Genomic DNA, 25,103 nt, shown 5'->3' with positions numbered 1-25,103 from the left:
TCACTCGACAGGAGCCGCGCCGTGCTTTCCCCCGACGCGGCGGCTGTGGCTAAATGGCGGTTCCACTCGACCGGGAACCGGCATGCACCGATGGGCAGGAATGGCGGCTGCGGCCGTGTTGGCATGGGGCGCGAGCGGCGCGGCGATGGCGGCGCAACCCAGCGCCAGGCAGGTACGCCAGCTGTTCGAGGTGATGCACCTGAGCCAGATGTTCAGCCAGATGAACACGCAGATGGCCGGCGTGATGGGCCAGGCCGTGCCCTGCGTGCCGGCGTCCTACTGGCAGGGCTTCATCGACGCGGCCGGCACCGAGCAGCTGCTGGACAGGATGGTTCCGGTCTACCAGCAGCACTTCACCGCCGCCGATGTGGCCGGCCTGCTGAAGTTCTACAAGTCCGCGCTGGGCCAGAAGGTGATCACCCAGATGCCGCAGACGATGGCCGAGGGCATGAAGGTCGGCCAGCAATGGGGGCACGAGCGCGGCGAACAGATGATCCGGGAGTTGCAGCAGAAGGGTACGCTGGACGCCACCGGCCGCTGCCCGGCCAGCCCCGCCGCCAGCGGCACCGCGCCGTCGCCGGCCGTGGCCCACTGAGCGCCGGGCGGGCGTTTCGAGGGTCTGCTCACTATTTGACCAGGCCGTGTTGCCATCGCTATAATCCGCGGTTCGCCAGACCCGCAGGGCCCTGGCGATACCCAAGAGAATAACGACAGAAGGGCATTCCCATGAGTTATGCAGTCATCAAGACCGGTGGCAAGCAGTACCGTGTGCAGCAGGGTGACGTGCTGCGCGTGGAGCTGTTGACTGCCGATGAAGGCGCCAGCGTGAGCTTCGACCAGGTGTTGCTGGTCGGCACCGGCGAGTCGGTCACCATCGGTGCGCCGGTCGTCGAGGGCGCCACCGTCAGCGCCACCGTGCGCAAGCACGGCCGTGCCGACAAGATCCGCATCATCAAGTTCCGCCGCCGCAAGCACTACAAGCGTCAGCAGGGCCATCGGCAGCATTTCACCGAAATCGAGATCACGGGCATCAACGCCTGAGCACCTGGAGCATTGAGTCATGGCACATAAAAAAGGCGTAGGTTCCAGCCGCAACGGTCGCGATTCGAACCCGAAATACCTCGGCGTCAAGGTCTACGGTGGCCAGGCCATCGAAGCCGGCAACATCATCGTGCGCCAGCGCGGCACCCAGTTCCATCCGGGCAATGGCGTCGGCCTGGGTCGCGACCATACGCTGTTCGCGCTGGTCGACGGCAAGGTCCAGTTCGCTGTCCGCGGCGACAAGAACCGCCGTTTCGTCGACGTCGTGCAGGCGTAAGCTCTTCGCGACGCGGCAACGAAGGCCCCGCTTCGGCGGGGTTTTTGTTTTTGGAGCAGGGAATAGGGAATAGGGAATGGCAAGAGCGAGGTTTCTGCAACTCCCGTACCCTACCCAGAGCGCCAGCTTTTCCTATTCCCGATTCCCGATTCCCCATTCCCTATTCCCGGCCCTCAACAATGAAATTCGTCGACGAAGCGCAAATCAAGGTCCTGGCCGGTGACGGTGGCAATGGCTGCATCAGTTTCCGGCGGGAGAAGTTCATTCCGTTCGGCGGCCCCGACGGCGGCGACGGCGGCTCGGGCGGGTCGGTGTGGCTGGTGGCCGACGAGGGCCTGAACACCCTGATCGACTTTCGCCACCAGCGCAGCTTCAAGGCGCAGCGCGGCGAGAACGGCATGGGCAGCCAGATGTACGGCAAGGGCGGCGAGGACACCACGATCCGCGTGCCGGTAGGCACCATGGTCACCAACGTCGACACCGACGAGGTGATCGGCGACCTGACCGCCCACGGCCAGCGCATGCTGGTGGCGCAAGGCGGCAAGGGCGGGCTGGGCAACATCCATTTCAAGAGTTCGGTGAACCGCGCCCCGCGCAAGGCCACGCCAGGGACGCCGGGCGAGGTGCGCGAGCTGAAACTCGAACTGCGCCTGCTGGCCGACGTGGGCCTGCTGGGGTTCCCCAATGCGGGCAAATCCACCTTCATCCGCGCGGTGTCGGCGGCGACCCCGCGGGTGGCAGACTATCCGTTCACCACCTTGCACCCGAATCTTGGCGTGGTCAGCCTGGGTACCGACCAGAGTTTCGTGATCGCCGACATCCCCGGCCTGATCGAGGGCGCTTCCGAGGGGGCGGGGCTGGGCATCCAGTTCCTGCGCCACGTGGCGCGCACCAGCCTGCTGCTGCACATCGTCGACATCGCGCCGATCGACGGCACCGACGTGGCCGATCAGGTCCGCGCGATCGAGCAGGAGTTGCAGAAGTTCAATCCGGAGTTGCTCGAGCGCCCGCGCTGGCTGGTGCTCAACAAGGCCGACGTGCTGCCGGAGGGCGAACGCCAAGCCGTGGCGCAAGGCATCGTCGACAAACTGGGCTGGACCCAACCGTGGTTCCTGGTCTCGGCGATCGCGCGTGAAAACACCATGGCAGTGTGCCAGCAGGTGCAGCGCTTCTTCGAGTCGCAACGCGAAGCCGAAGCCGAACGCACCGAGATGCTTGCCGACGACGTGCGCCTGCGCGGCGAAAAAGCCGGCGATTGAGGGCGGTCCACCTGGCTACATGCGGAACACGCCATAGCGCTGCGGCTCGATCGGGGCATTCATCGAGGCGGAGATCGCCAGTCCCAGCACCCGCCGGGTATCGGCCGGGTCGATGATGCCGTCGTCCCACAGCCGCGCGCTGGCGTAATACGGGTGGCCTTGGCGTTCGTACTGCTCGCGCAACGGTGCCTTGAACGCTTCCTCCTCCTCGGCCGACCACTCGCCGCCCTTGGCCTCGATGCCGTCGCGCTTGACCGTGGCCAGCACGCTCGCGGCCTGCTCGCCGCCCATCACGCTGATCCGCGCGTTCGGCCACATCCACAGGAAGCGGGCGCCATAGGCCCGACCGCACATCGCATAGTTGCCGGCGCCGAAGCTGCCGCCGATCACCACGGTGAATTTCGGCACGTGCGAGCAGGCGACCGCGGTGACCATCTTGGCGCCGTCCTTGGCGATGCCGGCCTGCTCGTATTTCTTGCCGACCATGAAGCCGGTGATGTTCTGCAAAAACACCAGCGGCACGTTGCGCTGGTTGCACAGCTCGATGAAGTGCGCGCCCTTGAGCGCGCTTTCGGCGAACAGGATGCCGTTGTTGGCGACGATGCCCACCGGGTAGCCGTGGATGTGCGCGAAGCCGCACACCAGGGTCTTGCCGTAGCGCGCCTTGAACTCGTGGAACTCCGAGCCGTCGACGATGCGCGCGATCACTTCGCGGATGTCGAACGGGCGGCGGGTGTCCTGCGGGATCACGCCGTACAGTTCCTCGGCCGGGTATTTCGGCTCGACCGGCGCGCGCAGCGCCAGCGGCATGTCCTTCTTCCGGTTGAGGTGGGCCACGATGTCGCGTGCGATCGACAGCGCGTGCGCGTCGTTCTCGGCAAAGTGGTCGGCCACGCCGGAAATGGACGTATGGACGTCCGCGCCACCCAGCGTCTCGGCGTCCACCACCTCGCCGGTGGCCGCCTTCACCAGCGGCGGGCCGCCGAGGAAGATGGTGCCCTGCTCGCGCACGATGATCGTCTCGTCGCTCATTGCCGGCACGTAGGCGCCGCCGGCGGTGCATGAGCCCATCACCACCGCGATCTGCGGGATGTTGAGCGAGGACATCCGCGCCTGGTTGTAGAAGATCCGCCCGAAGTGCTCCTTGTCCGGGAACACCTCGTCCTGCAGCAGCAGGAACGCACCGCCGGAGTCGACCAGGTAGATGCAGGGCAGGCGGTTTTCCAGAGCCACTTCCTGCGCGCGCAGGTGCTTCTTCACCGTCATCGGGAAATAGGTGCCGCCCTTGACGGTGGCGTCATTGGCGACCACCACCACCTCGGCGCCGTGCACGCGGCCGATGCCGGTGACGATGCCTGCGCCGGGCGCGGCGTCGTCGTACATGCCGTGTGCGGCCAGCGGCGACAGTTCGAGGAAGGGCGAACCGGGATCAAGCAGGGCGCGGATGCGCTCGCGTGGCAGCAGCTTGCCGCGGGCGACGTGCCTCTCGCGTGCCTTCGCGCCGCCGCCCTCGGCGTTGCGCGCCAGTTCGCGGTGCAGGTCGTCGACCATGGCGCGCAACTGGGTCGTGCTGCCCTGGAACTCGGGTGAGCGGGGGTCGATCTGGGTCGCGAAAACATTCATGGAGGGATTCACGGGAAGCGGGAAACGGCGGGTTGCCAAACTCTGGATCATAACCGGCGGCGGCGTGCCCCCCAAAACGGAAGGTGGCCGGCGCAGGGCAAGGCGGCTTGGTTATCAAGGGCAAAAAAAACGGCCGCACGAGGCGACCGTTTTTTCTGTTGCCGAGAGCCAGCTGGGGATCAGTGACCCTTCGCGGCGTCCTTGGCTTTCTCGGCGGCGTCCTTCGCGTTGCTGGCAGCGCTCTTGGCGGCGTCGGCAGCGTTGCTGGCCGCGTCGGCCGCGTTGCTGGCGGCATCCTTCGCCATCGACATCGCGTCATGCGAGGTGCCGGCAGCGGCCGGAGCCATCGCGGAAGCGGCGCTGGCGGCGCCGGCAGCCTGGGTGGCCGCCTCGCCCGCAGCGGAAGCGGCGGTGGCGGCCTGGCCGGCAGCCTGTTCGGTGGCCGTGTTCGGGGCCTCCGAAGCAGCCTGCTGCGCCTGGTCTGCCGCCTGCTGCGCCGTGTCCGCCGACTTCTGGGCGTCCTGCGCGGAATCCTGCGCGCCGTTGCTGCATGCCGCCAACAGCGCGACGAGCGCGGCGGCGAGTAGGGTACGCGTAAACTTCATGGGTGATCTCCTTTGCCGTGGAATGCCGTTTGGCCGTGTATTAATAGCGCTTTCGCCGGCATTGCGCCACATCTTTCATGGTGCTGCGGGCCTTGCCGGCAAAACGATTTACGCAAGCGTCAGGTGAAGGCGGCGGGATGGACGGCGCCTTGTCGTGTCAGTCGGTGCACTCCACCGCAATCGCCGTCGCCTCGCCGCCGCCGATGCACAGCGAGGCGACACCGCGACGCAATCCCCGCGTTTTCAAGGCGTTGATCAACGTCACCACCAGTCGCGCACCGCTGGCGCCGATCGGGTGGCCGAGCGCGCAGGCGCCGCCGTTGACGTTGAGCTTGTCGTGCGCAATGCCCAGCTCCTTCATCGGCGTCATCGCCACTACCGCGAATGCCTCGTTGATCTCCCACAGGTCGACGTCCTCGACCTTCCAGCCGGCTTTTTCAAGCACCTTGCGGATCGCACCGACCGGCGCGGTGGTGAACCATTCCGGCTCCTGCGAATGGGTGGCATGGGCCACGATGCGGGCCAGCGGTTTCAACCCGCGGCTGGCCGCGTCGTCGGCGGACATCAGCACCACCGCGGCAGCGCCGTCGGAGATGCTGGACGAGCTGGCGGCGGTGACGGTGCCGTTCTCCTTGCGGAACGCGGGCTTGAGCGTGGGCACCTTGGCGATGTCGGAGCGGCCGGGCTGCTCGTCGGTGTCGACCAGCACGTCACCCTTGCGACCGCTGACCGTGACCGGGACGATTTCGTCGGCGAACGCACCGCTCGCCTGGGCTGCCTTGGCGCGATTGACCGATTCGATCGCGTAGGCGTCCTGTTCCTCGCGGGTGAAGTGGTACTTGTCGGCGCAGGATTCGGCGAACACCCCCATCGACTTGCCGTCGTAGGGGTTGGTCAGGCCGTCCCAGGCCATGTGGTCGACCAGTTGGCCATCGCCGTAGCGGATGCCGGTACGCGCCTGCACCATGTGCGGTGCATTGGTCATCGACTCCATGCCGCCGGCCACCACCACGCTGGCCGAGCCGGCCTTGATCAGGTCGTGGCCGAGCATGATCGCCTTCATGCCCGAGCCGCACACCTTGTTGATCGTGGTGCAGCCGGTGCCGGCCGGCAGATCGGCGGCCAGCGCCGCCTGGCGCGCGGGGGCCTGGCCCAGGTTGGCCGGCAGCACGCAGCCCATGATCACCTCGCTGACCTCGGCCGGAGCCACGCCGGACTGCTTCAGCGCCGCGCGGATCGCGGTGGCGCCGAGCTTCGGGGTGGGCACGCCGGTGAACTGGCCGAGGAAGGAGCCGATGGCGGTGCGCCTGGAACCGGTGATGACGATGCTTACGTCCGACATGATGACACTCCGCTGGGGTACTGAAAGGTGGCAATCGACGGGCAAATGCCCGGAATGAACCTCTGGATTATCGCAGTGCGCTCCCGGCGACGGCAAATGGCCCCGGCAGTAGACGAAGCGCACATATCGGCGCGTTTTTCATGACATTTGTTGTGCGAAGATACGCCGATCCGGGGGGATACTACTGCCGCGATCGAGCGTTGGCGGTCGGCGTGCTGAACGAGACGGGAGAAGGGACATGAGCAGGACTGTGGCGGGAATGCGTCGACGCAACGTCGCCTTGGTGACGGCCTTGGCGTTTGCACTGGGTGCTTGCGGCGGTGGCGGCGGCATGGTCAAGGCGCCGCCGGTCACTCCATCCGGGCCGCCACCCGCTCCGCCGCCGGCACCACCACCGGCACCGCCGCCGGCCGATCAGCCGCCGATCGACGCCCAGCTAGGTCTCACCAACACCTACGCCGCACACAGCAAGGGCTTCACCGGCGCCGGCATCACCTTGGGCATCGTCGACAGCGGCATCATGCGCAGCAATCCGACCGTGGCCGGTCGGGTCACGCAGGAGCTGATCTACGTCGACCCGACGCTCAACAACACCTCCATCGACGACGTGGTCGGGCACGGCACCTGGGTATCGGAGATTGCCGCCGGCGCGGCTTTCGACAAGTTCCCGGGCGGCATCGCCCCCGGGGCCAAACTGGTATCGGCGCGCATCATCAGCGACACCGAGCCGACCGACGACGGTTCGGGCCAGGGCAACAAGGTCACCGCCGCCGACGCGGACTTTTTCGCGCAGACCCTGAACCCGGCGCTGATCAATGCCGGCGTGCAGGTGATGAACAATTCATGGGGCGGCATCTACTGGGATACCACCGACGCCTCGATCAACCAGGCTTTCGCTGCCGCCTATCGACCCTTCGTGGTGCAGCACGGCGGCCTGGTGGTGTTCGCCGCGGGCAACGAATCCAGGGCCGATCCCAGCGACATCGCCGCCTTGCCCACGCTGTCGCCCGATCTGGAGCAGGGCTGGCTGGTCGCGGTGGCGCTGGACAGCCTGCACCCGACTCAGCTGGCCAGTTATTCCAACGCCTGCGGCAAGGCGATGGACTACTGCCTGGCCGCGCCGGGCGACGTGATCGTGCTGGACAAGGATGCAACGGCCAGCACGACGAGCCCGGATTACTGGATCGTCAAGGGCACCTCGTTCGCTGCACCGGAAATCTCCGGCGCCGCAGCCGTGGTGTGGCAGGCGTTCCCGTACTTCACCAATGATCTGGTGCGGCAGACCCTGCTCGGCACCGCCGACGATCTCGGCGCCGCCGGCCCGGACCCGGTCTTCGGCTACGGCGCGTTGAACGTCGGGCGGGCGGTCGACGGCCCGGCGAAGTTCAACTGGGGCGACGTCACCGTCAGCTTTACCGGCAGCTCCAACTGGAACAACCCGATCTCCGGCGCGGGCGGCCTGATCAAGCAAGGCACCGGCACGCTCAACCTGACCCAGGCGGCCAGCTACACCGGCATGACCCAGGTGCTGGGCGGCACGCTCACGGCGAAGTCGCTGGGCGGCAGCGTCAACATCGGCACCGCCGGCACGCTGAGCCAGACCCACGATATCGGCGGCAACGTGGGCAATGCCGGCGTGCTGGCCGTGGCCGGCGGCGACGTCAACGTGGCTGGGAACTACACCCAGCAGAGCAGCGGGCGACTGGCGCTTTCGCTGGGTTCGGCATTGCGCGTGACCGGCACCGCCACGCTCAACGGCGGCGACCTGTACGTCACCGGCTACGACTCCGGCTACACGGTCAACACGCACACCGACGTGCTCACCGCGACCGGCGGCCTCACCGGGACGTTCAGTGCGCTGAACAAGGCATCCAACGTCACCTTGCTCACCGCCACGCTCAATTACGACGGCAACAACGCCTGGCTCAACGTGACCCAGGTGCAAGCCACGGCCGTGCAGGGGATGGGCTATACCGCCGCGTCCTACGGTGCGGCCCAGCGCGTGCAGACGGCATTCGACCAGATCAACACCCAACTGGGTCCGGCGGCGCCGTCGGGGATCGCGCCGGCATCGCTGGGCTTCATCGAGGGCGCCGGCAACCTGCAGCACACGCAGGGCATCCCGGCGCTGCAGAATTCGCTGGAGAGCCTGTCCGGCCAACTGCACGCGGCCAGTGCCGCGATGACGCTGGAGGCGATCAACGCCGGCACGCGCGCGTTGTCGGATCGTTTCGATACGCTGGTCGACAACCCTCAGCCCGGTGGCTGGACGCAGAACCTCGGCTATCACGGCGACCTGTCGCGCAGCGGCTACAGCAACGTCGGCGTCGATCTCAGTGGCTGGCTGGTCGGCCAGGATTACCGGTTCGGCGGCGGCAATGCGGTGGCTGGTTACGCGATCAGCCAGAGCGAGGGGCTGGGCCGGCTGGCCGGCAGTGCCGACCAGGGCCGCAGCCACGCGCTGGAAGGCATGCTGTACGGCGGCATCATCCACGGCTCGTGGTACACCATGGGCCGCTTCGGGCTTGGCAGCTATCGCGAGATGATGCGTCGCCAGGTGCAACTGGGCAACCAGGTCACCGGCGTGGCCAGCAACGTCAATGGCCGCTACGGCGTGGCTTATGGCGAGAGCGGTTACCGCCTTGCGCTGGGTCGCACCGAGCTGACGCCGTACGTCGACATGCAGTACGCCCAGCTGCAACGCGATGGCTTCAATGAGGTCGGCGCCTATGGCTTCGGACTGAAGTCGGGAGCGCAGACCACCGCCCTGTGGCAGGCCGGCCTGGGCGTGCGCGCCACGCGCACGTGGGCGCTGGCGCATGGCGGCAGCCTCAGCCTGCGCACGCGCCTGCTGTGGCAGCAGAGTTTCGGCCTGCGTGGCGAGTGGGTCGACGCCAGCTTCAGCGGCGTCAACCAGTTTGCCCCGGTCGGCGGCATCGGGCTGGCGCGCTACGGCAGCGTGCTTGGCACCACGCTGGACTGGCAAATGAGCCCGGCGGCCAGCCTGCAGTTGGGTTACGACCGCTACGCCGGCCAGCACCAGCAGGGCCAGACCGGCACCATCAGCTTCAACTGGACGTTCTGAAACGCGCGAGTCATGCGTGATGAAAAGGCCCGCGTCGCGCGGGCCTTTTCATGTCTGGCGCCTTCCCTCGGCGCCTTGCTTCATGCCTTGCCGTGGAAGAGTTCGCGGCCGATCAGCATGCGGCGGGATTCGGTTCGATGTGCCGGCGCCGATGCCTTTGTCGGCGCATGTGGTTCATGCCTTGCCGTGGAACAGCTCGCGGCCGATCAGCATGCGGCGGAATTCGGTTCGATGTGCCGGCGCCGATGCCTTTGTCGGCGCATATGGTTCATGCCTTGCCGTGGAACAGTTCGCGGCCGATCAGCATGCGGCGGGATTCGGTTCGATGTGCCGGCGCCGATGCCTTTGTCGGCGCATGTGGTTCATGCCTTGCCGTGGAAGAGTTCGCGGCCGATCAGCATGCGGCGGGATTCGGTTCGATGTGCCGGCGCCGATGCCTTTGTCGGCGCATATGGTTCATGCCTTGCCGTGGAAGAGTTCGCGGCCGATCAGCATGCGGCGGATCTCGTTGGTGCCGGCGCCGATCTCGTACAGCTTGGCGTCGCGCAGCAGGCGCCCGGCGGGGAACTCGTTGATGTAGCCGTTGCCGCCGAGGGTCTGGATGGCCTCCAGCGCCACCTGCACCGCGTTGACCGAGGCGTTGAGCAGGCACGCGGCCGGGTCGATGCGCGACTTGACGCCGTTGTCGAACTGCTGCGCGACCATGTAGGCAAAGCCGCGCGAGGACTGCAGCCGCGTGTACATGTCGGCGATCTTCGCCTGCATCACGCCGAACGTGCCGATCGGCGCGTTGAACTGCTTGCGCTCGCGCACGTAGGGCAGGGCAAGGTCCAGCGATGCCTGCATCAATCCGATCGGGCCGCCGGAGAGCACCAGCCGCTCGGTGTCCAGGCCGCTCATCAGCACACGTACACCCTCGTTGACCTCGCCGACGATGTTCTCCTCGGGGATCGCGCAATCCTCGAACACCAGCTCGCAGGTGTTGGAGCCGCGCATGCCCAGCTTGTCCAGCTTCTGCGCGGTGTGGAAGCCCTTCATGCCTTTCTCGACGATGAAGGCGGTCATGCAGCGGCTGCCGGCGACGCGCGGCGCGGTGCGCATGTAGACCAGCAGCACGTCGGCGTCCGGGCCGTTGGTGATCCACATCTTGTTGCCGTTGGCGACCCAGGCGTCGCCCTTCTTCTCGGCCTTGCAGCTCATCGAACCGACCACGTCCGAGCCGGCGCCCGGCTCGCTCATCGCCAGCGCGCCGACGTACTCGCCCGAACACAGCTTCGGGATGTACTTGCGCCGCTGCGCCTCGTTGCCGTTGTGGAAGATGTTCTGCACGGCGAGATTGGAGTGCGCGCCGTAGGACAGGCCCACCGAACCGGAAGCGCGCGAGATCTCCTCCATCGCCACCATGTGCGCGAGGAACCCCATGCCGCTGCCGCCGTATTCGGCGGGAATGGTCACGCCGAGCAGCCCCATCTCGCCGAACTTCTTCCACAGGTCGGCGGGGAACAGGTTGTCGCGGTCGATGCGGTCGGCGCGCGGGGCGATCTCCTTCTCCGCGAACGCATGCACGGATTCGCGCAACAGGTCGATGTCTTCTCCGAGCGGGAACGGGCGCATGGTGGTTCCTTGGGTGCGAGCTGCTGATTTTAGCGCACGCGGCACCGCCTGGCCCGTGCGTCCCTACAGCTGCGATTCGATCGGCAGCCAGCTGATCGCGCGGGTGGTCGTGCGCAGCCACCAGCTGGTGTCGGGCTCGTGCTCCAGCACCTGCGGCGGCTGCGTGCTGCGGTCCAGCCACTGTGTCGAGCCATCCGCGCCGCGGCGCACCGCGTAGCTGAGCACCGGCGCGGCCAGCCGCAGGTATTCCTGGCGCAGGTCGCGGGCCAGGCCGGGGTCGTCGAACAGCACGCCCATCTCGGTGTTGAGGTTGGCCGAGCGCGGGTCGAGGTTGAACGATCCGACGAAGCCGCGCGCGCCGTCGATCACGAATGCCTTGGTGTGCAGGCTGGCGCCGCTGCTGCCGAACAGGCCGTGGGTGGCGACCGGGCCGTGGCGACGGATCTCGAACAGGCTCACGCCGCCATCCAGCAACCGATCGCGATAGCGCTCGTAGCCGCTGTGTACGGCCGGCACGTCGTTGGCGGCCAGCGAGTTGGTGACCACGCCGACGCGGGTGCCGCCGCGTGCCAGCCCGAGCAGGGTCGCCGTGCCTTGCTTGCCGGGGACGAAGTAGGGCGAGATCAGCAGTACCTCGCGATGCATGCCGTCGAGATGCGCGGCCAGCCGCGGCTGCAGCCAGCCGCGGCGGTCGGCGCCTTTCGTCTTCTGCGGCGGATCGGATGCCACGGTGATGTTCGCGCTCCAGTGCGGCACCAGCTCGTGGTTGGTCAGGCGCTGCGCCGAAGGCGAGGCGGCGACGCGGCCAAGGTAGACCTGCGCGGCCGCGTCGGCGGACTCGTGGGCGAGCGCGGCCACCAGCCTGTGCAGGTTTTCCGGTGTCTGCGGGTTCAGCGCCTCGATCGGCACCGCGGCGCTGGAGTTCCAGAAGTCGTCGAAGATCGCGCTGGCGTCGGCCACGGCCGGACCGAGCAGGAGCATGTCGAGGTCGCGGAAATTCACGCTGCGGTTGGCGTCGAAGTACTCGTCGCCGATGTTGCGCCCCCCGACCAGCGCGACGCGGCCGTCGGCGATCCACGCCTTGTTGTGCATGCGGTGGTTGACGCTGAAGAAACGCTGCACCATCTCCAGCAGGCGCCACACGCCGCTGCGGTTGCGGAACGGGTTGTACAGGCGCACCTCGATGTTCGGATGCGCGTCCAGCGCCAGCAGCGCCGGGTCGAGCCCCTTGGTGTTGATGTCGTCGAGCAGCAGGCGCACGCGCACGCCGCGCTCGGCCGCGGCGTACACCTCGCGCGCCAGCAGGTGGCCGACCAGGTCGTCGTGCCACATGTAGTACTGCAGGTCCAGGCTGCGCCCGGCCAGGCGCGCGGAGGCGGCGCGCGCGGCGAACGCGTCCAGGCCGTCGGGCAGCAGGGTCGCCGCGGTCTCGCCGGGGTGCGCGGCCAGGTACGGGGCCAGTTCGCGATCGATCGGGGTCTGCGCCGGCTGCATCGGCAACGCGCTGCTCGGGGCACCGGTGGCGCGCGGGGTCAGCCGATCGGCGAGCAACAGCCCGCTGACCATCAGCAGCACCAGCGCGAACATGCCGCAACCCAGCCAGATCATCATCCTGCGCATCCGTGGCACCTCCCGTACCCGATTATTCGTTGACCGCCGCGCATACGCAAAGCCGGAAGGGGAATGGACAGTCTGGCGTGGCACGCAACGGCCGCGGGAGCGCCGCCAGGCGGCCTTCACCGAGTGCTGCGCGGGGACCGGCTAAAGTTTTCGCTGCCCCGGCCGTTGCCGTGTCGCAAGACGACGGCGGGCAACCGTCAGAGTTCGGGCCGCCTTGCAGGTTGTCCATGGGCACAGTTGCCCATGGTGCACCCCATGTCTGCCCCGGCGACAAGAGGTGGCAAGGCCCACGTGACAACGTTGATGCAGCGGTTGGACAAGATCATCCTGGGGTCGGAGCGACACCAGCGCATCCGGCTGCGCCAGTGGCTGATCGCCTGCGTGGCCACCGCGGGCTGCGCGCTGTTCTTTGCAGGCGGCGTTTTCCTGGGCTGGATGAGCTGGGAAAACCTGCTGATCCTGGGCGTGATCGAGGCGATCGGGCAGGGGCTCATCTACGCCGCGTTGCGCAGCGGCTTCAGCTTGCGCTTTGCCGATCCGGCGCTCACCGAATGGCAGACCGTGCTGGCGATCGTGGCCGTGGATTACGCCTACATGTCCGCCGGCAGCGCGCGCCACCTGGCATTGTGCCCGCTGCTGCTGGTATTCACCTTCGGCGCGTTCTCGCTGCCGTGGCAGCGCATCGCCCGGCTCACCATCTTCGCGCTGGCAAGCTTTCTGGTCAGCATCGCGGTGATGGAGTGGCAGCGCGCCCCCGCCATCGGGTGGTCGCTGGACTCGCCGGAAATGCTCGACGACATTTCCGCCCTTGGCATGCTGCTGATCGTGCTGCCGGTGATTTCGTACGTGGCGTCGCGGCTCTCGCGCCTGCGCTCCAACCTGCGCGAACAGCGCGTGGCGCTGGCCAGCGCACTGGAGCAAGTGCAGCGGCTCGCCGCCTACGACGAACTCACAGGACTCGCCAACCGCCGCCACGCGCAGGATCGCCTGGCCCAGGAGCAGGCACGCGCCGAGCGCAGCGGCACGATCTTTTCGGTGGCGCTGATCGATCTGGATCACTTCAAGGAAATCAACGACACGCTCGGCCACGCCGGCGGCGACCGCGTTCTGCGCGCATTCGCGGATACGGTGCGCGACCTGCTGCGCGGCTCGGACATGGTGGCCCGCTGGGGCGGCGAGGAGTTTCTCGTGCTGATGCCGGACAGCGCCGGGGTCGACGCGCTCGCCACGGTCGATCGTCTGCTCCAGGGCGTGCGCGGATTGCGGGCAGCGGAGGGCCAGCCCTTCAGCTTTTCCGCCGGCGTGACCCAATATCGCCGCGGCGAGGGTTTCATGGAAGCCGTCGCCCGCGCCGACCAGCAGATGTACGCGGCCAAGCACGCCGGCCGCAACGGCGTCTGCCTGGCGTGATTGCCATGAAAAAGGCCGCGCCTCGCGACGCGGCCCTTGTCTTGCGCAACCGTCGGGATCACTGACCGCGCATGCGGCCCTGGAAGCGGGTGCCGCCGTTGCCCATGTGCGGCAGCTTGATCTTGCCGATCGCGGCGATGCGCTCTTCGGCCATGCGGTCGGCGGCCAGGTAGGTCGGCACGCCCTGCGATTTGCTGATCTCGAAGATGCGGCCCAGGTTGTAGTAGATCGTGCGCATCATGCGCATCGCGCGCTCGCGGTTATAGCCGTCGATCTCCAGCGACACGTTCATCACGCCGCCTGCGTTGACCGCGTAGTCCGGCGCATACAGCACGCCGCGGCGGTTCAGCTCGTCGCCGATCTCGTCGGTGGCCAGCTGGTTGTTGGCCGGGCCGCAGATGATCTTCGCCTTGATGCGGTTGATGGTCTGCTCGTTCAGCGTGCCGCCCAGCGCGCACGGCGAATAGACGTCCGCGTCCACGTCGTAGATTTCGTCCAGGCCCACCGCCTCGCAACCGAGTTCGTCGACGCAGCGCTGCACCGCTTCCTTGTTGATGTCGGTGACGAACACCTTGGCGCCCTGTTCGCGCAGCAGCTTGATGTACTCGCCGCCGACGTGGCCGCAGCCCTGCACCGCGAAGCTGTACTTGCCCACGTCCTCGTTGCCGTGCTTGAACTGCAGCGTGGCCATCAGGCCCTGCAGCGTGCCGTAGGCGGTGAACGGCGAGGGATCGCCCGAGCCGCCGTGCACCTGGTGCACGCCGGTGACGTACTCGGTTTCGCGGAACACGTATTCCATGTCGTTGACGTCGATGCCGACGTCCTCGGCGGTGATGTAGCGGCCGTTCAACGAGTTGATGAAGCGGCCGAACGAGCGGAACAGCGCCTCGGACTTGTCCTTGCTCGGGTCGCCGATGATCACCGCCTTGCCGCCGCCCAGGTTCAGGCCGGCCACGGCGTTCTTGTAGGTCATGCCGCGCGACAGGCGCAGCACGTCGTTCACCGCTTCGGCCTCGGACTTGTACGGCCACATGCGCAGGCCGCCGAGCGCGGGGCCCAGCACCGTGTTGTGGATCGCGACGATGGCCTTCAGGCCGGCGTCGGCGTTGTGGCAGAACACGACTTCTTCGTGGCCGGTCTTGGCGATGGTTTCAAAAATCATTGCGACGGTGACTCCATGGATTGACGTTGCCCGCAGGCCTCGCCGACTAAGGTGCGGGCACGCGGCCCGCTCGATGGTGGTAAGGGACGAAATCGATCGCCCCGACCAGGGCCGGGGCGATCAGTCAAAACGCCAAGTTTAGTACGTCGTCCCCGGCGGCGATGGTGCGGCGCGTCAAGCCGGCTGCGGATGGAGCGCCGCGGGCCGCCGCCCTCAGCGGCCCCAGTAGCCGCGCCGGAAGCGCCAATCGTGGCCGTGACGGACCCAATGCGCCGGTCGGTAGTGGTAGCCCGGACGCATCCGCACCCAGTAGCCGCCGACCCAGACATGACGATGCGCGGGCGCGTTCCAGCGCCAGTAGCCGGGCGCCCAGACGTAGCCGCGGCGTGGCGGCGGGACGCGTTCGAAGCGGGCCGGCGGCGGCGCCACGCCGATGCTCACGCCCACCGCGACCCGCGCTTGCGCGGTGGCGGGCGGCGCATACAGCGCGCCGGCAAGGCTCAGGCCGAAACCGGCCAGCAGGGCAAACTTGAGGGGGCTGCGCAACATCGCGTTCTCCGTCGGCGCCGCGTCAGGCGGCAGGCAGGATGGAAAACGGGATGCGCGGCGGGCAGTTGACCGGCCGCGCGTGGCTCGTTCAGGCGGCGATCAAGCGCCGTTCACAAGTGGCAGTCCGGTGCGTGGCCGCTGGCGCGTGCGTGTTGATAGACCGGCAGCAACTGCTGCGCCTGCCGACCCAGCGCCTCGGCGCGGTTGCCCGGCGCGGGATGCGTGGAAAGAAATGCCGGCGGCTTGCTGCCGCCCTGCGCGCCCATTTTCTGCCACAGCACCACCGCCGCGCGCGGATCGAAACCGGCCTGCGCCATGTAGCGCTGGCCCAAGGTATCGGCCTCGCTTTCCTGCGTGCGCGAGAACGGCAGCAGGATGCTCAGTTCCGCCCCGGCGCCGAGCAGCGCCGCCGCGGTGTTGGCGTCGCCGCCGCGACTGCCCGCGTACACCGTGCCGGCGGCCACCGCCGCCTGCGCCGCCATGTTGTCGGACACGCGCTCCGCGCCGTGGCGTGCCACCACGTGCGACAGCTCGTGGCCGAGCACCACGGCCAGCTGGTCCTGGTTGTCGGCGAGCTTGAACATGCCCTTGTTCACGCCGATCCGGCCACCGGGCAGGGCGAACGCGTTGGCGGTGTCGTCACCAACGATCTGCACTTCCCACTGCTGGGTATTCCACGGCGGCGGCAGCACCGCGACCAGCGCGCGGGACACGCAGGTGGCATACGCGCGCTCGCGCGGCGCGTCGACGAACTTGCCCTGCTTGCGCATGTCGTTGAAAGCGGCCAGCCCCATCTGGCTCATCTGGCTGTCCGACACCACCATCAGCTGCGAGCGGCCGGTGGGCGAGGTGACACAGGCGGCCAGCAGGGCAGTGGCGAGCGGAATGCCCAGATTGCGGATTTTCATGCGGAATCCTCCATGGCGTGCAGTGGTGAAGCATAGCCGCAAGGTCCGCCGAGACTGTGTGAGTACCATTTGATATAGAACGAACGGTCGTGCTATTTTTCCGCCATGACACTCGCAACCCGCCCCGGCAAGCGCACGGCCACCCGCGACACCATCCTCGATCATGCCTATGCGCTGGCCCGCCGCGACGGGCTGGAAGGCCTGTCGATCGGCGGCCTGGCCAGCGACGTGGGCATGTCCAAGAGCGGCGTGTTCGCCCACTTCGGCTCGCGCGAAGACCTGCAACTGGCCGTGCTCGACACCGGCCGCCAGCGCTTCGTGACCCGGGTGCTGCTGCCCGCGCTGAAGCAGCCGCGCGGCCTGCCGCGGCTGCGCGCGATCGTGGCGCACTGGTTCGAGTGGAGCCGCGAGCACCAGAGCGGCTGCGTGCTGCTGTCGGCCGTGAGCGAGTACGACGGCCGCGACGGCGCGCTGCACGACGGCGTGGTGCGGCAGCAGGCCGGCTGGCGCGACGAACTGCAGAAGGCGATCGCGCAGGCGGTGGAACTGGGCCACCTGCGCAGCGACACCGACGTCGCCCAGCTCGCCTTCGAGATCTACGCCCTGATGCTCGGCCTGCACCACGACGCCGGGCTGTTCGGATTCGACGAAGCCGGCCAGCGCACCCGCGCGGCCTTCGAGCGCCTGTGGCGCAGCTGGCAAACCTGAGGCGAGACCCATGTCCACCGTCATCGAAAAAATCAGGCTCGGCACCGTGCGCACCGGCTTCGTGCTGGGCGGGCGGATCGCGCCCGGGCGCACCGTGAACCGCGCCGCGCGCCTGTTTGCCACCCCGTTCGCCAGCAGCCGCAGCCGCGCCGAAGCCGTGCAAGGCGACGCGGACATGCGCCGCGGCGAGTTGCACGTCAACGGCGAAACCATCGCCACCTATGTCTGGGGCGATCCCTCGACCCAGCCGTATGCGCTGCTGGCGCACGGCTGGTCCAGCTTCGGCCTGCGCTTCCTGCCGTGGGTGGCGCGCTTGCGCGCGCTGGGATTCGCCGTGGTCACGTTCGACCAGCCCGGCCACGGCCACAGCAGCGGCACGCTGTGCACGCTGCCGGAGTTCACCGCGACCATCCACGCGATCGGCGAACATTACGGCAACGCCGCGCTGGCGGTCGGCCACTCGCTGGGTGGCGCCGCTGTCGTCTTCGCGCAGGACGAGAGTTGGCATGCGCGGCGGCTGATCCTGGTGGCGCCGGCGGCAGACATGAAGGCCGCGGCCAGCCGTTTTTTCCGCTTCGTGCGCCTGGGCGAACACTTGCAACAACCATTCTTCGACTGGCTGCTGCGCCGCACCGGCGTCAGCGTCGAACAACTGCAGGTGCATCGCCACCTGCCCGCGCTGGGCCAGCCCGTGCTGATCGTGCACGACCTCGATGACACCGAGGTGCCGTGGGGCGAGGGCGAGCGCTACGCCCAGTACTGCTCCGGCGCGCGGCTGTACACGACGCAGGGCCTCGGTCACCGCCGCGTGCTCGATGCGCCCGAGGTGATCAACGCGGCGTTTGCTTTCCTGCGCGGGGAAACGGTGGGCGCGCGCGTGGTGGGTTCGCCGAACCTCTTCTGCGACCAGGCCTGAGCCACGCCTGCGGCGGCGTGATCGCTACCATGGCGTGTCCTTGGGCAAGCGCCGCTTCCGCGCCACCGGACGGCGCGCTATTCGCCGCTTGTCAGCCCTGGTCCGGTTTGCTGAGCAGTACCGGGCCGGTGCCATCGGTCTGCAGCGCACCCTCGGCAATGGCATCGCCGGCGTCTTGCCCCGGGCGGTGAACCCATGGGGCGGGCGTGTACGGCCCGGGAACGTAGGTCTGCCAGACCGGCACGGTATCGGCGTGGCGCGATGACTCGACGTGGAAATCTATCGGGACGCGAGCCGTCCAGTCCGATCTGGCGGCCAGCTCGCCGGTGGTGGGGACCTTGAAAGTCCACTTGCGCGCCGCCTCCAGCGCCGCCTCGGCGAAGGCACGGCGGTATCTGCGCGCCAGAACTTCGGCCCCGGGGCTGCCAAGGTTCACCTGTTCGGCCACGGCATCGGCGACGCGGCCGCTGCGGTCCACGCGCAGCACCACGTACACGGTGGCGTCCACGCGGGCCTTGGCCGGGGCGGCGGGGTAGATCGGCATGACCCGCTGGCTGTCCGCATATCGCAGCTCGTTGGTGGGCACGGGGTCGTCATCGCCGAACGTCGCGCCCGTGATGCGAGCCGCATAGCGGCCCTCGGACAATTTCTTGACCACGACGCGGACATGCATGCTGGCCTTCGCCACCACCGGTTCGCCATGGCGCAGCACGGGCTGAAAGCGCCACTTCAACGCGGCCTTGCGCACCATCTCGGCGATGGGACCGTACTTCTCGGGCTCATCGATCTGCGTGGTCCGCACCGAGCCATCCGTGGTCACCACGATGCTGCCGTCGATGACGGCGGAGGATTCGAGATCCTTGACCGAGCTGGCCTGCGCGACCACCGCGACCAAGGCAAAGATGGCCGCGAATATCACCTTCTTCATGCGTGCATTCCTCCAGTGCGTTTAAGTTGCCTGGCGCCGCTCCCTGCCGCGGTCCGTTACCCGTTCGCCTTGGTCGGCGCGCCGATGGCGTCACCTGTCTGAGCCGAGTATGTCGGCAAAACGTGGTGGCAGCCACCACGTGGGGCGCCGCCGGATGCCGGAGGAACACCCCGGCGCGCCTCGCATCAGGCTGACCCCGTCCAAGCCCTTGATGCCGATTCCCACTAGAATCGAACGGTTCAAGCACACGATGTCCGGAGTTGCCATGAGTTCCCCCGCCAAGCACGTCCCCGCCAGCGTCCCGCAGACGGAAACCACCCCACTGCGGTTCGTCACCGCGGCCAGCCTGTTCGATGGCCATGACGCGGCGATCAACATCATGCGGCGGATCATCCAGAGCCAGGGCGCGGAGGTGATCCACCTCGGCCACAACCGCTCGGTCGAGGACGTGGTGCGCGCGGCATTGCAGGAGGATGCCGACGCGATCGCCATGTCGTCCTACCAGGGCGGCCACGTCGAGTACTTCAAGTACATGGTCGACATGCTCAAGGAGAAGGGCGCCAGCCATATCCGCGTGTTCGGCGGTGGCGGCGGCACCATCACCCCGGAAGAGATCAGGGAGCTGGAAGCCTACGGCGTGGAGCGCATCTACCACCCCAACGACGGCATGAAGCTGGGCCTGGTGGAGATGATCGAGGACGTGATCCGCCGCGCGCAGCAGGGCCGCGAGTCGCGCCTCACCCAGCGCGAGGCGGCCAGCCACGCCACGCCCGACGTCGACGACGAGATCAGCATCGGCCACGTGCTGACCAGCCTGGAAGGCGGCAGCTACACCGACGCCGAACTCGACCGCCTGCGCAAGCAGTGGAAGCTGGCCGGCAAGCACACGCCCGTGCTCGGCCTCACCGGTACCGGCGGCGCCGGCAAATCCAGCGTGGTCGACGAACTGCTGCTGCGCTTCCTGCACGCCTTCCCCGACATGCGCATCGCGGTGCTGGCCGTCGATCCCACCCGCCGGCGCTCCGGCGGTGCCCTGCTGGGCGACCGCATCCGCATGAACTCGCTGCGCAGCCATCGCGTCTACATGCGCTCGATGGCCACCCGCCGCCAGCACGCGGCCACCAACACCGTGCTGCACGACTGCATCGACTTCCTCAAGAGCCAGCCCTACGACCTGGTCATCGTCGAGACCGCCGGCATCGGCCAGAGCGATTCGGAGATCGTCGACCTGGTCGATTTCCCCGCCTACGTGATGACCAGCGACTACGGCGCCGCCAGCCAGCTGGAGAAGATCGACATGATCGACTTCGCCGAGCTCATCGTGCTCAACAAGTTCGACAAGCGCGGCGCCGAGGACGCCCTGCGCGACGTGCGCAAGCAGTGGAAGCGCAACCGCACCGCGTTCAACGTGAAAGACGAGGACGTGCCCGCGTACCCCACCATCGCCAGCCAGTTCAACGATCCCGGCATCACCTGGATGTTCGCCAACCTGTGCCGGCTCATGCGCGAAAAGCTGTCGCTGCCCGCCGACAAGTGGACCCCCAACCTCGACACCACCCTGAAAGAACCCCGCGCCACCGTGCTGATCCCCGGCCCCCGCGTGCGCTACCTCGCCGAAATCGCCGAGCAGGGCCGCGCCATCAACAAGAGCATCGAGACCCAGGCCGAATACGCCAGCAAGGCGCAGCACTACTACGAGGCGTTGAAGGAACTGGGCGACGACAAGCTGCCGCGCCCGCTGGAGTTGTATCGCAACGCCGATTTGCATCCCTCTCCCTCCGGGAGAGGGATCGAGGGTGAGGGTACGGCCGGAGCGCGAGACTCCACCCCGGTCCCGCACCCTCACCCCCAACCCCTCTTCCAAGGGGAGAGGGGAGAAAGCGCCGTCGACCGCTCAATCCTGCTCCTCCGCCAACGCTACAACGCCGCCCTCAAGGAACTCACCCACGAAGCCATCCACCAGCTCCGCGAATGGCCCGCGCTCTACGCCTCGGTCACCGCCGACGTCAACGAATACAAGGTCCGCGACAAGGTCATCAAGGTCGACAACTACCGCGAATCCCTGAGCCACCAGAAGATCCCCAAAGTCGCCCCGCCCAAGTCGAAGGACTGGGGCGAACTCCTCACCTTCCTCGGCAAGGAAAACCTGCCCGGCCACTACCCGTACACCGGCGGCGTCTACCCGTACCGCCGCAGCGGCGAAGACCCCACCCGCATGTTCGCCGGCGAAGGCACGCCCGAGCGCACCAACCGCCGCTTCCATTACCTGAGCCAGGGCGGCGCCGCCACGCGCCTGTCCACCGCGTTCGACTCGGTCACCCTGTACGGCGAGGACCCGGCGCCGCGCCCGGACATCTACGGCAAGATCGGCAACTCCGGCGTCAACATCGCCACCCTGGACGACATGAAGAAGCTCTACTCCGGCTTCGACCTCAGCGCGCCCAGCACGTCCGTATCCATGACCATCAACGGCCCCGCGCCGATGATCCTGGCGATGTTCATGAACACCGCCATCGACCAGAACGTCGAGAAGTACCTCAAGGAAGACGACAAGCGTTGGGCCGCCGCGCAGCAATACATCGACAAGCTGTACGCCAACACCCCGCGCCCGCAGTACCACGGCGAGCTGCCCAAGGGTAACGACGGCCTCGGCCTTGGCCTGCTCGGCGTCTGCGGCGACGAGCTGGTCGACGCGGAAACCTACGCGCGCATCAAAGCCGACACGCTGACCAAGGTGCGTGGCACCGTGCAGGCCGACATCCTGAAGGAAGACCAGGCGCAGAACACCTGCATCTTCTCCACCGAATTCGCGCTGCGCATGATGGGCGACATCCAGCAGTACTTCGTCGACCACAAGGTGCGCAACTTCTACTCGGTGTCGATCAGCGGTTACCACATCGCCGAAGCCGGCGCGAACCCGATCAGCCAGCTCGCCTTCACGCTGAGCAACGGCTTCACCATCGTCGAGTACTACCTCGCCCGCGGCATGAAGGTGGACGACTTTGCGCCCAACCTCAGCTTTTTCTTCTCCAACGGCATGGACCCGGAATACACCGTCATCGGCCGCGTCGCCCGCCGCATCTGGGCCCGCGCCATGCGCGAGCGCTACGGCGCTTCTCCGCGCAGCCAGATGATGAAGTACCACATCCAGACCTCAGGCCGATCCCTGCACGCGCAGGAAATCCAGTTCAACGACATCCGCACCACGTTGCAGGCGATGTACGCGCTGTTCGACAACTGCAACTCACTCCATACCAACGCCTATGACGAAGCGATCACCACGCCCACCGAAGAAAGCGTGCGGCGGGCGGTGGCGATCCAGATGATCATCAACAAGGAGCTCGGGCTGAATTTCAACGAGAACCCGTGGCAGGGGAGTTACGTGGTCGACACGCTGACTGACCTGGTCGAGGAAGCGGTGTACAAGGAGTTCGAGGCGATCAGCGAGCGGGGCGGGGTGCTTGGGGCGATGGACACCATGTACCAGCGCGGGAAGATCCAGGAAGAGTCGATGTATTACGAGCACAAGAAGCATGATGGGTCGTTGCCGTTGATCGGCGTGAATACGTTCCTGCCGAAGGATCATGGCGGGGAGATTGCCACCGAGATTGAGTTGATTCGCTCGACGGAGGAGGAGAAGGGGGCGCAGATTGCCAATGTGCGGAGTTATGGGGAGGCGCGGAATGCGCTGGCCTCCGACAGTCTCAAGGTGCTACAAACGACGGCGCGGGAGCGGCGGAATGTGTTCGAGCAGTTGATCGAGGCGGTGAAGTACAACTCGTTGGGGCAGATCAGCCATGCGTTGTATGAGGTGGGGGGGGAGTATCGGCGGAATATGTAGGACACGCCGTTGGTGCATTAGGGGTAACAGGTTCGATGCCAGGCAGGTGTATATGCTTGGCGCAGAAAATTCGGGGGAGCGATGAGCATAGGAAATCGAATCCTGAAGGGGATTCTCGACGAGTTCACAGATTCCTTTGGAATCAAGAAATTGGATGAGGCAAAGCAGTTCGAACGCCTTGTCAATTACGCTCTTCTTTCTAAGATCGATCCGGATGCATTCTCTGATCCGAATGTGTTCGAGCAGGTCGACGTAGACGGCGGCAGTACCTTTGGTCTGGATGCCTTCGCGCTATTTATAAACGATGCCCTCGTTGCTAACGAGGATGACATTGAAATACATCGAAAAGCTCGCCGGATGGATGTACGTTTTGTATTCATACAAACGAAGCGTTCCTCTTCCGTTGATTCCGGTGATCTGCTGAAGTTTGTTGCCGCTGTCCGCAACCTTTTCGCTGAGAATCCGTCCATCCCATTGACGGATGAGTTGATAGAAGCCCGGCGGTTGATCTCTGAGGTCTTCCGGGTCGAGAACGCGCGCCTGTTCGGCTCCAAGCGGCCGCGTTGCGAGCTTTACTACGCGACGGGTGGAGGTAAACCGACGGATGAGCTATTGCCAGGGCTTCTCAAGGCTCAGGAGGAAGCGCTTACGGATGCTGTCCAGGAAGTCGGTGCCGCCACAATTAAGCTAGTCGACGCTGATTACATTATTGATGCCTACAGTGAAATCGAGAATCGCTTTCGCGTGAGTATAACACTAGAGAAGAGTGTTCCTTGCGACAACATTGAGGATGTGGTTCAGGCGTTTATTGGTTTTTTGCCGGCACAACAGTTCTTAAAGTTAATTGAAAGCTCGGATGGTTCACTGAGAAAACACGTGTTCTACGAGAACGTCAGAGACTTTCAAGGAGACGATAACACTGTTAACAATGAGATAGCACACACGCTCGCCGATCCAGTGATGCTCGATAAGTTCGTATTGCTGAATAATGGTGTCACTGTTGTTGCGCGCGAGTTTTCAAACATACGTGCCACCGAGTACGAGATTGGCGACTATTTCGTTGTGAACGGGTGTCAGACCAGTCACATGGTCTATCGCCATCGAGATGCCGTACGAGAAAATGGTGCGCTTAAGATTCCTGTCAAGATCATTCACACAAATAGCAATGACCTAATTGCGAAGATCATCCGTTCCACAAACCGACAAACCCCGGTTCCTGATGAGGCATTCGTTTCGCTCGACAAATTCCATAAGCGACTACAAGAATTCTACAGAATATTTCCGTCTGATCCGCAAGACAGACTTTTCTACGAGCGCCGTTCGAAGGAGTATTCATCGGTCAGTGACGCCGCTATCGAGCGCCCTCGAATCGTGAATCTTCACTCGCAAATCAGGTCTTTCGCATCGGTGATGATGGGCGAACCGCAACTCGTGATGAGTAATAACCCAAGCACTATTCTTCGGGAGCATCGAACTAGGCTCTTCGTGGAGGATCATAAGTTTACGCCCTACTACTTGTCCGCGCTGCTGTTGTTTAAGTACCACGTCCTGCAATCGCGAGGCAGAATAGACGGGCGCTTCAACTACGCGCGATATTGGCTTTGCTGGCTGGCGCGGATGACTATGGACATGCGAGTCGATGTTGGCCCGATGAACTCCGGGAAGACCGACGAGCGATGTGAGCAAATGGTTGCCAGACTCTCGGACGAAGAGTTTTGCGTGCGGCTGTTTGCGGCGGCGATAGAAACCTTCGAGCATGCCCGCACAGGTTTCACCTCGAACAATATTGTTAGAAAGGGCGAGCTAATCAGGCTTAGGCAGTTTCGCGATGAACTCAGGACGCATATGCAGCGGGAAATTAGTGCTGCAGATCGTGCGCGGACGCCGGCTTCATGAAAAAAGGTGTCGACAAAAAAAGGGTCAGGTTCATTTTTCCAATGTTTCGGGTGGCTTCGGTGGCCGGCCGCGCGGTCGGACGCTGACGGCCCGCTGGGTTAGTGCTTCGATCTGTTGGCGGAAACGGTCGCTGCCCCAGGCACGTTGTTGCGAGCTAAAAAAGGGGTCGAGCTAAAAAAGGGGTCTAAAAAGGGGGTCAGGTTCATTTTTCCAATGTTTCGGGTGGCTTCGGGGCCAAAAAAGGGGTCAGGTTCATTTTTCCAATGTTTCGGGTGGCTTCGGTGGCCGGCCGCGCGGTCGGACGCTGACGGCTCGCTGG

At 65.9% G+C, this 25,103-nt stretch carries 19 protein-coding genes; 10 read left to right on the top strand and 9 right to left on the bottom strand.

From position 1 onward, the window contains the following. Window positions 1–82 precede the first annotated feature (82 nt). The 4 genes from ACVCMI_RS13380 to cgtA all read left to right on the top strand — a co-directional run bounded on the left by ACVCMI_RS13380 (window position 83) and on the right by cgtA (window position 2,577). Entirely contained in the window at window positions 83–595 is a 513-nt protein-coding gene (locus tag ACVCMI_RS13380; RefSeq protein ID WP_447099563.1) for a DUF2059 domain-containing protein, read from the top strand. Between the two features lie 131 nt (window positions 596–726). Further along, window positions 727–1,041, top strand: coding sequence for a 50S ribosomal protein L21 (rplU, locus tag ACVCMI_RS13375; protein WP_395119539.1), 315 nt, complete (start codon window positions 727–729; stop codon window positions 1,039–1,041). A 19-nt stretch (window positions 1,042–1,060) separates the two neighbouring features. After that, window positions 1,061–1,318 (top strand): 50S ribosomal protein L27, encoded by a 258-nt coding sequence (gene rpmA / locus ACVCMI_RS13370; protein WP_395119538.1) that lies wholly within the window; start codon window positions 1,061–1,063, stop codon window positions 1,316–1,318. A 179-nt stretch (window positions 1,319–1,497) separates the two neighbouring features. After that, window positions 1,498–2,577: an Obg family GTPase CgtA gene (gene cgtA / locus ACVCMI_RS13365; RefSeq protein WP_447098489.1), complete on the top strand. Its 1,080-nt coding sequence runs from the start codon at window positions 1,498–1,500 to the stop codon at window positions 2,575–2,577. A 15-nt stretch (window positions 2,578–2,592) separates the two neighbouring features. Here the strand turns inward: cgtA and ACVCMI_RS13360 are convergent, their stop codons facing one another. The 3 genes from ACVCMI_RS13360 to ACVCMI_RS13350 form a co-directional block, all read right to left on the bottom strand. Beyond that, entirely contained in the window at window positions 2,593–4,200 is a 1,608-nt protein-coding gene (locus ACVCMI_RS13360; protein ID WP_447098490.1) for a carboxyl transferase domain-containing protein, read from the bottom strand. Between the two features lie 179 nt (window positions 4,201–4,379). After that, window positions 4,380–4,805: a hypothetical protein gene (locus ACVCMI_RS13355; protein ID WP_395119535.1), complete on the bottom strand. Its 426-nt coding sequence runs from the start codon at window positions 4,803–4,805 to the stop codon at window positions 4,380–4,382. A 157-nt stretch (window positions 4,806–4,962) separates the two neighbouring features. Continuing rightward, window positions 4,963–6,147, bottom strand: a complete 1,185-nt coding sequence (locus ACVCMI_RS13350) for a thiolase family protein (RefSeq protein WP_395119534.1) — start codon at window positions 6,145–6,147, stop codon at window positions 4,963–4,965. A gap of 238 nt (window positions 6,148–6,385) precedes the next feature. On the opposite strand from ACVCMI_RS13350, the gene ACVCMI_RS13345 reads away from it, so the two are divergent. Beyond that, the gene (locus ACVCMI_RS13345) at window positions 6,386–9,232 is read left to right on the top strand and encodes a S8 family serine peptidase (protein WP_447098491.1); all 2,847 of its coding nucleotides are present in this window, start codon (window positions 6,386–6,388) and stop codon (window positions 9,230–9,232) included. Window positions 9,233–9,688: 456 nt separating this feature from the next. Here ACVCMI_RS13345 and ACVCMI_RS13340 read toward each other — a convergent pair whose 3' ends face one another. Beyond that, window positions 9,689–10,846, bottom strand: coding sequence for an isovaleryl-CoA dehydrogenase (locus tag ACVCMI_RS13340; protein ID WP_395119532.1), 1,158 nt, complete (start codon window positions 10,844–10,846; stop codon window positions 9,689–9,691). Window positions 10,847–10,909: 63 nt separating this feature from the next. Beyond that, window positions 10,910–12,457: a phospholipase D family protein gene (locus ACVCMI_RS13335; RefSeq protein WP_447098492.1), complete on the bottom strand. Its 1,548-nt coding sequence runs from the start codon at window positions 12,455–12,457 to the stop codon at window positions 10,910–10,912. A 300-nt stretch (window positions 12,458–12,757) separates the two neighbouring features. Here ACVCMI_RS13335 and ACVCMI_RS13330 point away from each other — a divergent pair, with 300 nt between their 5' ends. Next, window positions 12,758–13,876 carry a diguanylate cyclase domain-containing protein gene (locus tag ACVCMI_RS13330; protein WP_447098493.1) on the top strand — a complete coding sequence of 373 codons (1,119 nt, stop codon included), beginning with the start codon at window positions 12,758–12,760 and terminating at the stop codon, window positions 13,874–13,876. A 58-nt stretch (window positions 13,877–13,934) separates the two neighbouring features. On the opposite strand, the gene ACVCMI_RS13325 is transcribed toward ACVCMI_RS13330, so the two are convergent. From ACVCMI_RS13325 to ACVCMI_RS13315, 3 genes are all read right to left on the bottom strand, one after another. Further along, window positions 13,935–15,038: a Glu/Leu/Phe/Val dehydrogenase dimerization domain-containing protein gene (locus tag ACVCMI_RS13325; protein WP_395119529.1), complete on the bottom strand. Its 1,104-nt coding sequence runs from the start codon at window positions 15,036–15,038 to the stop codon at window positions 13,935–13,937. A 213-nt stretch (window positions 15,039–15,251) separates the two neighbouring features. Beyond that, window positions 15,252–15,587, bottom strand: a complete 336-nt coding sequence (locus tag ACVCMI_RS13320) for a YXWGXW repeat-containing protein (RefSeq protein WP_447098494.1) — start codon at window positions 15,585–15,587, stop codon at window positions 15,252–15,254. A gap of 110 nt (window positions 15,588–15,697) precedes the next feature. After that, window positions 15,698–16,495: a M48 family metalloprotease gene (locus ACVCMI_RS13315; protein WP_447098495.1), complete on the bottom strand. Its 798-nt coding sequence runs from the start codon at window positions 16,493–16,495 to the stop codon at window positions 15,698–15,700. A 105-nt stretch (window positions 16,496–16,600) separates the two neighbouring features. On the opposite strand from ACVCMI_RS13315, the gene ACVCMI_RS13310 reads away from it, so the two are divergent. Together ACVCMI_RS13310 and ACVCMI_RS13305 are read left to right on the top strand one after the other, a co-directional pair. After that, complete coding sequence (locus tag ACVCMI_RS13310; RefSeq protein WP_447098496.1) at window positions 16,601–17,203, top strand: TetR/AcrR family transcriptional regulator; 603 nt, start codon at window positions 16,601–16,603, stop codon at window positions 17,201–17,203. 10 nt (window positions 17,204–17,213) lie between these two features. After that, on the top strand, window positions 17,214–18,119 hold the full coding sequence (locus tag ACVCMI_RS13305; protein ID WP_447098497.1) for an alpha/beta hydrolase: 906 nt from the start codon (window positions 17,214–17,216) through the stop codon (window positions 18,117–18,119). A 91-nt stretch (window positions 18,120–18,210) separates the two neighbouring features. On the opposite strand, the gene ACVCMI_RS13300 is transcribed toward ACVCMI_RS13305, so the two are convergent. Continuing rightward, on the bottom strand, window positions 18,211–19,047 hold the full coding sequence (locus ACVCMI_RS13300; protein ID WP_447098498.1) for an energy transducer TonB: 837 nt from the start codon (window positions 19,045–19,047) through the stop codon (window positions 18,211–18,213). 265 nt (window positions 19,048–19,312) lie between these two features. Here ACVCMI_RS13300 and ACVCMI_RS13295 point away from each other — a divergent pair, with 265 nt between their 5' ends. Together ACVCMI_RS13295 and ACVCMI_RS13290 are read left to right on the top strand one after the other, a co-directional pair. Next, the gene (locus ACVCMI_RS13295; RefSeq protein ID WP_447099562.1) at window positions 19,313–22,888 is read left to right on the top strand and encodes a methylmalonyl-CoA mutase family protein; all 3,576 of its coding nucleotides are present in this window, start codon (window positions 19,313–19,315) and stop codon (window positions 22,886–22,888) included. Between the two features lie 81 nt (window positions 22,889–22,969). Continuing rightward, window positions 22,970–24,784, top strand: a complete 1,815-nt coding sequence (locus tag ACVCMI_RS13290) for an AIPR family protein (protein WP_447098500.1) — start codon at window positions 22,970–22,972, stop codon at window positions 24,782–24,784. The last annotated feature ends 319 nt before the right edge of the window (window positions 24,785–25,103 follow it).

The organism is Rhodanobacter sp. UC4448_H15 (genome assembly GCF_052978265.1).
Note: the sequence above shows the minus strand (reverse complement) of the source record. Positions and strands in the feature narration are given on the sequence as shown.